This window comes from Pseudahrensia aquimaris (genome assembly GCF_042676045.1).
Lineage (GTDB): Bacteria > Pseudomonadota > Alphaproteobacteria > Rhizobiales > Rhizobiaceae > Pseudahrensia > Pseudahrensia aquimaris.
This window is the reverse complement of record NZ_JBHTJV010000002.1, coordinates 328411-340653: the sequence shown is the minus strand read 5'-3', so window position 1 is coordinate 340653 and position 12243 is coordinate 328411. Positions and strand designations below refer to the sequence as shown.

Annotated in this window: 12 protein-coding genes; 7 read left to right on the top strand and 5 right to left on the bottom strand. The window is 56.8% G+C overall.

Annotation, left to right across the window (positions count from 1 at the left end):
• The first annotated feature begins 96 nt into the window (after positions 1-96).
• From ACFQ14_RS01460 to ACFQ14_RS01430, 7 genes are all read left to right on the top strand, one after another.
• A complete protein-coding gene (locus tag ACFQ14_RS01460) occupies positions 97-2964 on the top strand; it encodes a helicase-related protein (protein WP_377210920.1) in 2868 nt (955 codons plus the stop codon).
• Positions 2957-3403, top strand: a complete 447-nt coding sequence (locus ACFQ14_RS01455) for an RNA-binding S4 domain-containing protein (protein WP_377210919.1) — start codon at positions 2957-2959, stop codon at positions 3401-3403. Before ACFQ14_RS01460 ends, ACFQ14_RS01455 begins: the two co-directional genes overlap by 8 nt.
• Positions 3404-3524: 121 nt before the next feature.
• Positions 3525-3863: a ferredoxin FdxA gene (gene fdxA / locus ACFQ14_RS01450; protein WP_377210918.1), complete on the top strand. Its 339-nt coding sequence runs from the start codon at positions 3525-3527 to the stop codon at positions 3861-3863.
• 420 nt (positions 3864-4283) lie between these two features.
• Positions 4284-4859 (top strand): CarD family transcriptional regulator, encoded by a 576-nt coding sequence (locus ACFQ14_RS01445; RefSeq protein WP_377210917.1) that lies wholly within the window; start codon positions 4284-4286, stop codon positions 4857-4859.
• Positions 4860-4883: 24 nt separating this feature from the next.
• On the top strand, positions 4884-5867 hold the full coding sequence (locus ACFQ14_RS01440; RefSeq protein ID WP_377210916.1) for a class I SAM-dependent methyltransferase: 984 nt from the start codon (positions 4884-4886) through the stop codon (positions 5865-5867).
• A 103-nt stretch (positions 5868-5970) separates the two neighbouring features.
• Positions 5971-6924, top strand: a complete 954-nt coding sequence (locus tag ACFQ14_RS01435; RefSeq protein ID WP_377210915.1) for an acetyl-CoA carboxylase carboxyltransferase subunit alpha — start codon at positions 5971-5973, stop codon at positions 6922-6924.
• A gap of 198 nt (positions 6925-7122) precedes the next feature.
• Positions 7123-8193, top strand: a complete 1071-nt coding sequence (locus ACFQ14_RS01430; protein WP_377210914.1) for a L,D-transpeptidase family protein — start codon at positions 7123-7125, stop codon at positions 8191-8193.
• Positions 8194-8269: 76 nt separating this feature from the next.
• Here the strand turns inward: ACFQ14_RS01430 and ACFQ14_RS01425 are convergent, their stop codons facing one another.
• From ACFQ14_RS01425 to ACFQ14_RS01405, 5 genes are all read right to left on the bottom strand, one after another.
• A complete protein-coding gene (locus ACFQ14_RS01425; RefSeq protein WP_377210913.1) occupies positions 8270-8599 on the bottom strand; it encodes a hypothetical protein in 330 nt (109 codons plus the stop codon).
• 77 nt (positions 8600-8676) lie between these two features.
• Positions 8677-9093 carry a (deoxy)nucleoside triphosphate pyrophosphohydrolase gene (locus tag ACFQ14_RS01420; RefSeq protein ID WP_377210912.1) on the bottom strand — a complete coding sequence of 139 codons (417 nt, stop codon included), beginning with the start codon at positions 9091-9093 and terminating at the stop codon, positions 8677-8679.
• The gene (locus tag ACFQ14_RS01415; RefSeq protein WP_377210911.1) at positions 9086-9871 is read right to left on the bottom strand and encodes a GNAT family N-acetyltransferase; all 786 of its coding nucleotides are present in this window, start codon (positions 9869-9871) and stop codon (positions 9086-9088) included. The genes ACFQ14_RS01420 and ACFQ14_RS01415 overlap by 8 nt, the downstream gene beginning before the upstream one ends.
• Positions 9871-11103: a bifunctional glutamate N-acetyltransferase/amino-acid acetyltransferase ArgJ gene (argJ, locus tag ACFQ14_RS01410; protein ID WP_377210910.1), complete on the bottom strand. Its 1233-nt coding sequence runs from the start codon at positions 11101-11103 to the stop codon at positions 9871-9873. Before argJ ends, ACFQ14_RS01415 begins: the two co-directional genes overlap by 1 nt.
• A gap of 24 nt (positions 11104-11127) precedes the next feature.
• Entirely contained in the window at positions 11128-11967 is an 840-nt protein-coding gene (locus ACFQ14_RS01405) for a peptidylprolyl isomerase (protein WP_377210909.1), read from the bottom strand.
• Between the last annotated feature and the right edge of the window lie 276 nt (positions 11968-12243).

Below are 12243 nucleotides of genomic sequence, written 5' to 3'. Positions count from 1 at the left end.
TTTGGGGGTGGACCTTTAGGCGCGGTTTGCAATCCGCCACACAATGCTAACACTGGCACTTGAAGCCCCGCGCCTGCGGCGGCAAGGATATTTGCCATGAACCGCAACACCAGACCCGAACTAAAAAGGCGCGAAAGCCGCCTTGGGGCCGGGCGCGGTGTCACCGCCGTTCTCGGGCCGACCAATACAGGCAAAACCCACCTCGCTATTGAACGTATGCTCGGCCACCAATCCGGCATGATCGGCCTGCCCCTGCGCTTGCTGGCGCGAGAGGTTTACAACCGTGTCATCGAACGGGTGCCTGCAAACCAGGTCGCGCTGATAACCGGCGAAGAGAAAATTCGCCCGCCTGGTGCGCGTTTCCACATCTGCACGGTCGAGGCCATGCCGCCGACCACTGATGTTGCCTTTCTCGCCATCGACGAGGTGCAACTGGCTTCCGATCTGTATCGCGGCCACGTCTTTACCGACCGATTGCTTCATTTGCGCGGCACCAACGAGACAATGCTTCTTGGCGCCGCAACGCTGCGCCCTGCGCTGGAGGCCTTGCTGCCCGGCATTAACGTCGTGACACGCCCACGCCTCTCGCAGCTTCAATATGCGGGCCAGAAAAAGATCACCCGCCTGCCTCGCCGTTCCGCAATCGTCGCCTTCTCGGCTGATGAAGTTTACGCCATCGCCGAACTCATCCGCCGACAAAGGGGCGCGGCTGCCGTCGTTCTCGGCTCGCTATCGCCGCGCACCCGCAACGCGCAGGTGGAGCTGTATCAATCAGGTGATGTGGATTTTCTTATCGCGACGGACGCGATTGGCATGGGTCTTAATCTTGACGTTGATCACGTAGCTTTCGCTCAGCAAACGAAATTTGATGGACACCAAATGCGCCGGCTGCACCCTGCGGAATTCGGACAGATCGCTGGCCGCGCCGGACGCCACACCAATGACGGTACGTTCGGAGTAACGGGAAATGTCGATCCGTTCGAAGACGAATTGGTCAGTCGTTTGGAAACCCACGAATTCCCGCCCGTGAAAGTTATGCAATGGCGCAGCCGCGATCTGGACTTTTCATCCATTGAAAGCCTTGTCGTCTCGCTGGAAACCCCATCAAAAGATCCGACCTTGGTCAAAGCCCCGATGGCCATCGACCAACGGGCGTTCACCGCGATGGCGGGGCTGCAAAGTGTCAAAGACAGAGTGCTGGAAGCCGCGCACGTGGAACAACTTTGGCAGGTGGCACAAATACCGGACTACCGCCGCGTCTCGCCGGCAAACCATGCCGATCTGCTGTCGTCTATCTACCTTGATCTGGCAGACAACGGCTATATTGACCCTGACTGGTTTGCCCAGCAAATGAGCCAGTGCGATGATACACGAGGCGAGATTGATGCGCTCTCAAACCGGATTGCACACATTCGCACATGGACCTTCGTCGCGCACCGCGATTCATGGCTGAAAGACGCCACGCATTGGCAAGGAGAAGCCCGCGCCATCGAAGATCGCCTGTCCGATGCCCTGCATGATCGCTTGACGAAACGCTTTGTTGATCGCAGGACATCGGTGTTGATGAAGCGCCTTCGGGAAAACTCTATGCTTGAGGCCGAAATTTCGCCGACCGGAACGGTCACCGTTGAGGGACACCATGTTGGTGAACTCGTCGGTTTTCGATTCACGCGCGACGCGACGGCCGATGGCCCGGACGCGAAAGCCACACGCCTTGCAGCGCAAAAAGCGCTGGCGAGCGAAATCGAAGCCCGTTCCGAACGTCTTGCCGCTGCGCCCAATTCAGACATCATCGCCGACAGCGATGGAACGCTGCGCTGGATTGGCGCCCCCGTAGGCAGGCTTGCCGCCGGAGATGCGGTTCTCAAGCCCCGCGTTATCCTGCTGGCCGACGAACAACTGACCGGCCCAGCGCGCGATAAGGTTGCCGCACGCCTAGAACGCTGGATCGGTTTTCAGATCGAAACTCACCTCAAGCCACTTCTCGATCTTTCCAATGATGAAGGCGTCGACGGTCTCGCTCGTGGCGTCTCCTTCCGCATTGTTGAAAGCATGGGCGTGGTAGACCGTCGTGACATTGCAGACGACGTGCGCGGCCTCGACCAAGACCAACGCGCCCAGCTTCGCCGCAAAGGCGTACGCTTTGGCGCTTATCACATCTTTGTGCCAGCCCTCATCAAGCCTGCACCGGCAGCTCTGTGCGCCAAGCTGTGGGCGCTCAACAACAACAAGATGGAAGCCGCAGGTCGCGAAGAGATTGTCACCGCTCTTGCCGCTGGACGCACGTCCATGCCGGTCGACGAGACATTCGACCAAGCCTTCTACCCGCTCGCCGGTTTCCGCGTGCTGGGCCAAAAGGCCGTGCGTGCCGATATTCTGGAACGTCTGGCAGACCTGATCCGCCCCGCAATTTCGTGGCGTGCCGACAAAACCGAAGCCCGCCCCGGCGGTGCTTGGGACGGGGTTGGATTTTACGTCACCCCGGACATGCTCTCGATCCTCGGCGCAACCCATGAAGATATGGCGGCGGTGCTAAAAGGCTTGGGCTACAAAAACGACAATATGGCGGCTGCCGACGTCGAAGCCAAAGTCGCTCAATGGGACGCTCCGAAAACGCAAGGTGACGCGCCCAAAACGGAAGAAGCAACCCCAGAGGCTGAAATTGTTCCCGCTGAAGCGTCTTCTGCCGAAGCAACCTCTGAAGAGCCTGAAGAAGAAAAACGCATCGACATTTGGCGGCCCGTTCGAGCCGGCGGCAGGGGGAAACCGCGCGGCGCAGAGCAAAATGCCCCGCGCAAAGGCCGTTCTGATCGGACGAAACAGGCCAGAGGCCAAGGTAAAGACCCCAAAGCAGGCGGCAAACCGGCCCCCAAGCGCCAAGAAAAGCCAAAAGTCGCCGATCCGGACTCGCCTTTTGCAGCTTTGGCCGCGCTGAAAAATTCGCTCAAAGGTGGAAATGGCTGACGACGAAGAAGAACCACCGATCCTGCCGGAAATTGTCGGCGATCCGACCTCCAAGATGCGGGTCGACAAATGGTTGTGGTACACACGCACAGTCAAAACCCGCTCGCTCGCTCAATCCCTCGTCAAATCGGGCAAAATCCGCATCAACACAGTCCGCATAGGCTCACCCAGCCATACTGTCGTGCGCGATGACGTGTTGACGGTCACACTCGACCGGCAAATCAAAATCCTCAAAGTTCGCGCACCTGGAACGCGCCGCGGCCCAGCCCCAGAGGCGCAGTTGCTTTATGAAGACCTTTCCCCACCGCCGGTGAAGCGCGATCCAACCGGAAGACCGCTGAAACAGGCGGTGCGCGAAGAAGGTGCAGGCCGCCCGACCAAGAAAGAGCGTCGCGAATTATCCCGTTTTCGCTCTCAAGCTGGCGAACAATTCGATTGAACACCTGCGCCATTTGAAAGCGGCTTCCAAGCCTTGTCAGCGCCCAAACCACGCGCTACCACATCCCCAAATCTGACTGCATCAAACTGACAGTCGCACCTGTTGAACGGACTTTACATCTATGACCTACCTCGTGCTCGATAACTGCATAAAATGTAAGTACATGGACTGTGTCGAGGTATGCCCAGTCGACTGTTTCTACGAAGGCGAAAACATGCTTGTCATCCACCCGGATGAGTGCATCGATTGCGGTGTATGCGAGCCGGAATGCCCCGCTGAAGCCATCAAACCCGACACCGAACCGGGTCTCGACAAATGGCTAAAGATCAACACCGAATACGCCGAGAAATGGCCCAACATCATCGCCAAAGGCACACCGCCCGAAGATGGCGAAAAATTTGACGGCGAAGAAGGCAAGTTTGAGAAATATTTCTCGCCGGAACCGGGCGAAGGCAGCTAAGCCACTGGCATTAAGGAGCGCAAAAGCACTTCTAACCCCAGAATTCCGCACGAAATCTATCCACGTTGAAAATTGCCCTTTTTTAGTGTATGCTGTCACGATTGAAGCGTTTTGAACGGGGCCAACAGCGAAAAACACATTCGATTATCGCCAAAGGCTTCACACAGTCCTCCTGATACAATGTCTTTCAAGTGCCCCTGCGGGTGGCCTTGGCATTTGTCGGTCTGGCAAACGGGATAGCGGCGGCAATTCAACTGTCCGCGCACTTTCCCTCTAAAGACGCAACGAACCATCCGACCATTGGGTCGATATTAAAAAGCCGGTCTGCTTTCGTGTTCCGGCGATAACAAGAGTTTGTCACCGCGCAACGCAAACAACGCGAGCATAAAGACAGACCACGCAACTAGGAGCGCAGTCCACATGGCAGCCAAAAAAGCAGTTCAACGTCAGGGTTTTAAAACCGGCGAATTCGTTGTTTATCCCGCACACGGCGTTGGCCAGATTGTCGAAATCGAGGAGCAGGAAGTCGCTGGTTTTTCGCTGGAACTGTTCGTCATCAGCTTCGCCAAAGACAAAATGACCCTGCGGGTGCCTGTGCCTAAAATAGAATCCGTTGGCATGCGCAAACTGGCTGAACCTACGCACGTTGAAAAATCGCTCAAGACAGTTCAAGGCCGCGCCCGCGTCAAGCGCACCATGTGGAGCCGCCGCGCACAGGAATACGATGCGAAGATCAATTCGGGCGATCTTATCCAGATTGCAGAAGTTGTCCGCGACCTGTTCCGTTCAGACACGCAGCCCGAACAGTCTTATTCCGAGCGTCAGCTTTATGAAGCTGCTCTGGAGCGCATGGCGCGTGAAATCGCGGTTGTGAACAAAATCAGCGAGACGGAAGCCGTCAACCTGATTGAAGCCAACCTCGCAAAAGGCCCGCGTCGCGGACCGAAGACGGATGAAGAGGACGGCGAGGGCGAAGCGGAAGAAGCCGCCGCCTGATCGCGCGCGCCCGTTTGATACCCCATGGACAGACCGTCCATCAAGACACTGATCCTGCCGTTCCAACGGCAGGATCGCCCCTACCCAGATGCGAGCAAACCGTGGGCCTTTTTCAACGCTCACCCCTTGCCAGATGCATCGAACTGGAAGATTGGCCTTGTATGCCAACAAAGTTTCCGCCCTCTCTATCTCGACCTCACGGATACAGGCTTTGTCACATCGCCAACGCTGGAAAAAGGCGGACTGGCGGGAGCATTGGTCTTAACTGACCGCGCAAAGGCGGTGAACGAACGCAACATCGCTCACGCGCTTTTATCGGTATCAGAAGGGGCGCCCATTTTGGTGTGCGGAGAAAAGAACACCGGCATTGTCCCTTTGAAAAAGTGGGCCGCACGGTTGGGAACGGTCGTCGATACTTTTTCCAAATATCACGCCCAATGCTTCACCCTCATCGCCACAGACATGGCCCGTCGCACGGTCTCGGCCTTGCCTGTGGACGCCAATGCAGGCCTTTTTGCGAAAGGAAAAATCGATCGTGGCTCGGCGGTGCTGGCCGCAACGTTTGATGAGAGCCTCGCAGGCGATTGCGCCGATTTTTGCGCTGGAACAGGCCATCTGGCGCGCGCGCTTACCGAACAATCCAAGCCAAATTCGCTCACCTTGCTTGAGGCTGAATTTCATGCCGTTGAAGCCTCAAAAGCTGCGCTTGACGATATCGCCATCCCAATGTCGTTCCACTGGCTAGACCTGATCCGTGAAGCGCCGCCCGCGCGCTACGACACGATCGTCATGAACCCGCCTTTCCACACCGCCCGCGCAGCAGAGCCGCAGCTTGGACAAGCCCTCATACGCGCCGCCGCCAAGGCCCTGCGTCCCGGCGGTAAGTTGCGCATGGTCGCCAACCGCACGCTGCCTTATGAGCAAACTCTTCAATCCGTTTTCGGCTCGTTTCACGAATTAACAGTCGAAGACGGCTTCAAAGTGCTGCAAGCACGCGCAAATAAGTGAATAGGGCAAGCGCCCGCATTGCGAAGACCGCCTGCGTCACCTAAATGCTGCAAGCCGGAGGTTTTCAGACGGCCGCTTTTTCAATCACGCTCAGGATACGCAGATGCAGGCCTATCTCGAATTTGAAAAGACCGTTTCCGACCTTCAAGGCAAGGCTCGCGAATTGCGCGATATGCAGTCCGCTGACGCCAGCCTCAACGTTGCCGACGAAATCAACAAGCTGGAAGCCAAAGCCGGGCAGACGCTGGACGAGCTATACAAAAAGCTGGACGCTTGGCAGAAGACGCAGGTCGCCCGCCACCCGGATCGCCCCCATTTCAAAGATTTTCGCGAAGCGCTGATCGACGATTTCCAGCCGCTTGCAGGCGACCGTGGCTTTGCTGACGACCACGCTATTCAGTGCGGCCTTGGTCGTTTCGAAGGTCAGTCGGTTGCCGTCATCGGCCACGAAAAAGGTCATGACACACAATCTCGTCTGCATCACAATTTTGGCATGGCGCGACCAGAGGGTTATCGCAAAGCCATCCGATTGATGGAAATGGCCGACCGTTTCGGCCTGCCCGTCATCACACTCATTGATACAGCGGGCGCATATCCCGGCATCGGCGCGGAAGAGCGCGGACAGGCGGAAGCCATAGCGCGCTCGACGGAAGCCTGTTTGAACCTGACAACGCCCATGATCTCGATGGTTATCGGCGAAGGCGGCTCCGGCGGGGCCATCGCCATCGCTTCGGCCAACCGCGTTTTGATGCTCGAACACGCCATCTACAGCGTCATCTCGCCGGAAGGGGCTGCCTCGATCCTCTGGCGCGATTCCACACGGGCCCGCGAAGCGGCAACCAGCATGAAGATCACGGCCCAAGATTTGTTGGCGCTCGGCATCATCGACGAAATCGTGCCGGAACCCAGCGGAGGCGCACACCGTCACCGCAAGGAAACATTCGCAGCCGCTCGTACAAAGCTGAAAGCGAACCTCATTGAGCTTTCGAAGAAATCACCGGACGCGTTAAAGCGCGAACGCCGCGAGAAATTTCTTGCCATCGGGCGCAATCTCTAGGTTCGCGCCGCCAAAACCCCTTCACGCAAGTGTTTCAACAACAACAAACATGTGACTGACAATCGCGTGAACGCACCCACAGCTTGCTTGTGTCAACACAAAGTCAACTTTAACAGTCTATGAACATGAGCGTAGGCGGCGCTTCGTATTTCCCCGCCGCATAGTATCGCGTTCATAAATGTTACGGAGCCGCCCCGCTTGACCGTTCGTTCATCAGCAAAAATGCGCACATTCCGCGCCGGCCTTTTGGGCCTGGCCGCATTTGCGCTCGTAGGATGCCAAAATGTGTTCGACGGCATCGATTCAAACCGTGGCGAAGTTCCACTGCCAACAAAGCTGAAAGCCAAAATGTCGGCTTATGGCATGAAGGCATCATCGCCAATCATGATCAGAATCTTCAAAGACGAGAACGTTCTGGAAGTCTGGAAGCAAAAAGACACGGGCCGTTACGCGCTTCTGTCTGAATATGAAATCTGTAAATGGTCCGGCAAATTCGGCCCAAAATTCAAAGAAGGCGACAAGCAGGCTCCTGAGGGTTTCTACACCGTTGCCAAACATCAGTTGAATCCGAAGTCGCAATATCATCTGTCGTTCAACATGGGCTTCCCTAACGCCTATGACCGCGCCCACGGCCGCACAGGCTCGCACCTGATGGTTCACGGCGCTTGCTCTTCTGCCGGCTGCTATTCAATGACGGATGACCGGGTGGAAGAGATCTATGCACTGGCCCGCGAGGCGCTTCGCGGCGGCCAGAAGGCCTTCCAGATACAAGCCTTCCCTTTCCGCATGACGCCGGAAAACATGCACAAACACCGCGATCACAAGCACGCGGAATTTTGGAACATGCTGAAGGAAGGCTACGACCATTTCGAGATTACCCGCACGCCGCCCAAAGTGGATGTGTGCGGCAAGCGCTATCGCTTTAACACCGTCGGCAGCGGCAAGTTCGTGCCGACACAGGCTTGCCCAACGATGGCGATGCCTGAATCGCTCGCAGTTGCTTACACAAAGCGGCAGGAAGATTTTACCAAACGCTTTGAAGCATTGGTTGCAAAATCCGAAAACCGCGAACCGCGCGCGCTTGCTCCCATGACACCTCAAGAGGCGCTTCCAGGTATCAACATCATCGTGCCCAAGCCCGAAGTCGTAGAACCGCCGAAACAGCCTGAACCGACACAAACCGTAACCACGGCACCCGCAACCGCTCAAAATGCAGTTGCACCAGTCACGGCGACCAGCAACGAGGCAACAGGCACCGTCGCGCAATAGTACTAGCTCTTCCGGGCGTGCTCGGAGACTCAACCCTATACGGGGCGTATTTCAACTCATTTAAGGTCGCTTACCCTCAGCATTCGCCTTCGCGGCGTCCACTGACGTAAATTCTGCAAGAACTATCGCGGCTTTTCTGGAGCACAGAACGTCGCAAGATATAGCGTTTGGGACCAGCTTGCGGGGCGGGTCTAACGCTGGCTGTTGTCATTGGATCGACGGGCCCAAGCCCCGGACCGATGACTTTTGCAACCAGATTGTCAGCAGAAGGCCCAATCGAAAGCGCCAAAACCACTGCTAACGCAGCAAAGCCAAGCGAAAGCCTGACTGCCGCTGAATCCCAAAGCGACGTTTCCCGCAAATTGTTGTCTTCATCCCGCATCGCTTGTGCATCCGTTGCGCCCATCCGAAACCTGTCAGCACGTCTTTGCGCGCCAGCAGTCGGCAATTGTCGTTATGCTTAAGGGAACGTTACCCGCGTGCCTATAAAATTTCGGTTAATGCAGGGATGAGCGGAATGTCGGCATCAGGCATAGGATAGTCCCGCAAGTTTTTTGCCCGCACCCACTTCAACGTCTGCCCTTCCGTGGGCCGCACCACGCCCCACCAACGGCGGCAGACATAGAGCGGCATGAGCAAATGAAAGTCGTCATAGGAATGGCTGGCAAAGGTTAGCGGGGCCAAACAGGTAGCCTTCGTCTCAATGTCCAGTTCTTCGCGCAATTCGCGGATCAAGGCTTCCTCCGGCGTCTCGCCCGGATCAATCTTGCCGCCGGGAAATTCCCAAAGCCCGGCCATTGCCTTACCTTCCGGCCGCTGGGCCAACAGCACGCGCATGTCAGCGTCAATCAACGCACAAGCAACCACTGTAACGATCTTTTTCGGCGCGGGGTCAGCCATTGTGCGCCTCCGGCGGACGGCGATAGGCGTAGCGATAAGCTTCGGTGAAGCCAGTTTCTTCGTAGAGTTTCACGGCGCTCTCATTGTCTGCCACAACTTGAAGCCAAGCCCTTTTGCTGCCCTTTGATTTGGCCCAAGCCATCGCATTGTTGACCAAACGTTTGGCCAAACCTTTGCGCCGATGATCGGGATGGGTGACGACCTCAAACAGGCCAGCAAGGTCGCCAAACCGCACCATCATCGCAGCGCATCGCGCTTCGCCCTCGCGCACATCGCCCAAAAACAGTGCCACTTCGCCGTGCACACGGTCGATCAACTCAGAAAGTCCCGGCTTAACGTCCGGCGCGAACGCTCCCATTGCCATGCACTGATCCAACCAGCGCCCAACATTGCCTACCGGCGCACTGGTCAGATCTCTCGGTGGAACAGTGCCATCAAGATCACGCAGCATGACGATGGTTTCGTCAAACCGCATCCAACCACGGGCATCAAGACGGTTCTCAAGCTCAGCGGGCGCTAGCGGGCTTTGGCGAAACACCAGAGGTCGCCCAAAAGCATCGAAGATGCGGGTGGCACGGGAAATGCGCTCGTCGATATTGTCGTGATCGGCAGGGTCCAGCGGATTGACCGAGTTGAGCCGTTTGGCCGGATGACCGGCGGTGAGCCGTATCGCCCAAGTGCCGTCAAACCGCGTGCTGGCAGCAGGCCAAGAGCGGAAGGAGACAGCTTCCAAGCGCCGCACTTCCGGCAGGCTGATATGAGACTGCGATGGCGTCATCAGCTTCGGTAATCGCCGTTGATCGCCACATATTCCTTTGTCAGATCGCAGGTCCAAACCCGCGCTTGACCGTCGCCCAAGCCGATATCGACACCAATAGTGATTTCATCACGCTTCATGACAGCGGTTGCAGCGTCTTCGGAATAATCCGGGTCACGCTCGCCATCAACCGCCACGCGCACATCGCCAAACCAGATCGCAAGCCGATCGCGGTCCGCAGGCTCGCCGGCTTTGCCGACAGCCATTACCACACGCCCCCAATTGGCATCTTCCCCAGCCACAGCGGTCTTGACCAGTGGTGAATTGGCAATCGAAAGCGCTATGCGCCGCGCAGACGTGTCGCTGTCTGCGCCACGAACATGAATTTCCACCTGTTTGGTGGCACCTTCTCCATCGCGCACAATCTGGATGGCCAAATCGTGCATCACGATTTCCAGCGCACCGCGAAAAGCGCTCGCATCATCGCTGTCGGCAACAACAATCGCCTGATTTCCCGCCGTGGCAGTTGCTGCAAGCAAAACCGTATCGCTGGTCGACGTATCACTATCGACCGTCACTGAATTGTAGGTGGAAGGTGTTAATCCAGACAGCATGGCCTGAAGTACAGGCTGGTCTATGGCCGCGTCTGTTACGATGAAGGAAAGCATGGTCGCCATGTCCGGCGCGATCATGCCAGAGCCCTTCGCAATACCGTTGATCGTCACCCGCTTCACGCCCAGATCAACACTGGCGGTCGCCACTTTCGGATAGGTATCCGTCGTCATGATCGCTTTGGCCGCATCCAACCAGAGATCAGTTTGAGCAGCAGGCGCCATATCAGCCAGCAAGCCTTCGAACCGACTGGCATCGAGCGGTTCGCCGATCACACCGGTTGACGCCAGCAGAATATCGCTCGGATTACAGCTGATAGCCTTGGCGGCAGCTTGCGCAGTCATCTGCGTGGCTGCAGCACCCTTTTTGCCGGTGAAAGCATTTGCATTGCCTGAATTGACCACAAAACCACGGGTCGTCGCCCCGGCGTCTGCCAAAACACTTCGGCACCAATCCACCGGCGCACTGGCGCAGCGGCTGGTCGTGAAAACGCCCGCAACAGCGGCTGGTGCATCAAATACCATAAGCATCAGATCCGCGCGGTCAGCATATTTAATGCCCGCCTTTGCCACAGCGATGCGCACCCCATCAAGCGGCGGCAACACGGTATATTTCTTTGGCGCGAGCGGGGAAATGCCCATGATGTGCCCCCTAACCGACAGCGTTTAATTTTCTTCCGGCAGCTTCAGGCTCTCATCCAGAACCTCAATACCCAACGAAGAGCGTCCGGACTTCACCGCTGCCGCATACGCTTCGGAAAGCAGCAACTGCTCAATCTGACCTTTCGATTGCTCAAAAGTCGGAAGTGCGACATCGCGCACCTCATCAACTTTAAGGACGTGGAACCCGAATTGGGTTTTCACGGGCTCTTTGGAGTATTCCCCAGCCTTCATGGCAAACGCGGCTTGTTCAAATTCGGGGACCATGCGTCCTTTGCCGAAGAAGCCAAGATCACCACCTTGTGGCCCGCTTGGGCCGGTGGACTTGGTCTTGGCCAGCTCAATGAAATCAGCACCACCATCGAGTTCCGCAATGATGGCCTTGGCCTCTTCCTCGGTTTTAACCAGAATATGACGCGCTTTCACCTCTTGCTCAGGGGTAGCGGCAGCGACCTGTTCGTCATAACGGGCTTTGACTTGCTCTTCGGTCACGGAAGGGCGAATTTTGTCGCTGAAATAGGCATTGTGCAGCGCCTGAATGCGCAGATATTCAAGCGTCTTTTTCACAGCATCGGTATCAGCGACACCAGACTTCTCCGCTTCAGCCGCCAGCACGGAAAAATCAATCAAGGCGTCAAGGATACGCGCCCGACGCTGTTCTTCCGGCACATTGGAAAATTGCTGGCCAAGGCGATTGACCGCTTCGTCAAGGTCGGACGTGGTGATCACGCGATCACCCACTTTGGCAACCGGCTTGTCCTCTTGCGCGAAAGCGCTGCCTGCAAGCGAGACAACAACAACACCAGCGGCCAAAAGGCGCGAGAACGGAGAAAGAATGGAGGGCATTTAATTTTCCTTACGACATGCACTTGTGGCCACAACGGGCCTGAACCCTGCATGTGGTGCGCTGAATTTGTTTCACTCTTATCGCCACTTCATTGCAGCGTCCAGCCGCAGCAAAGCGCGCGATGTGTGGTCAGCAAACAGCTTTTTCACGCCTATTGCCCGAACACAAACAAGAAACGCACCCGCAACCGTTGTGGTTTCGCTGCGAAAACGGCAAAACGGGCGCAGACGGCGCAAATCCATGTTGTCTTCGGTCGTTCTTCACGCCTCGGTAAA

Excerpts from the sequence above, each read along its gene's own strand:
- ACFQ14_RS01435 (WP_377210915.1), top strand. The coding sequence starts at position 5,971 with ATGCAGGCCTATCTCGAATTTGAAAAGACCGTTTCCGACCTTCAAGGC.
- ACFQ14_RS01440 (WP_377210916.1), top strand. The coding sequence starts at position 4,884 with ATGGACAGACCGTCCATCAAGACACTGATCCTGCCGTTCCAACGGCAG.
- ACFQ14_RS01445 (WP_377210917.1), top strand. The coding sequence starts at position 4,284 with ATGGCAGCCAAAAAAGCAGTTCAACGTCAGGGTTTTAAAACCGGCGAA.
- ACFQ14_RS01405 (WP_377210909.1), bottom strand. The coding sequence starts at position 11,967 with ATGCCCTCCATTCTTTCTCCGTTCTCGCGCCTTTTGGCCGCTGGTGTT.
- fdxA (WP_377210918.1), top strand. The coding sequence starts at position 3,525 with ATGACCTACCTCGTGCTCGATAACTGCATAAAATGTAAGTACATGGAC.
- ACFQ14_RS01425 (WP_377210913.1), bottom strand. The coding sequence starts at position 8,599 with ATGGGCGCAACGGATGCACAAGCGATGCGGGATGAAGACAACAATTTG.
- ACFQ14_RS01420 (WP_377210912.1), bottom strand. The coding sequence starts at position 9,093 with ATGGCTGACCCCGCGCCGAAAAAGATCGTTACAGTGGTTGCTTGTGCG.
- ACFQ14_RS01415 (WP_377210911.1), bottom strand. The coding sequence starts at position 9,871 with ATGACGCCATCGCAGTCTCATATCAGCCTGCCGGAAGTGCGGCGCTTG.
- argJ (WP_377210910.1), bottom strand. The coding sequence starts at position 11,103 with ATGGGCATTTCCCCGCTCGCGCCAAAGAAATATACCGTGTTGCCGCCG.
- ACFQ14_RS01455 (WP_377210919.1), top strand. The coding sequence starts at position 2,957 with ATGGCTGACGACGAAGAAGAACCACCGATCCTGCCGGAAATTGTCGGC.
- ACFQ14_RS01460 (WP_377210920.1), top strand. The coding sequence starts at position 97 with ATGAACCGCAACACCAGACCCGAACTAAAAAGGCGCGAAAGCCGCCTT.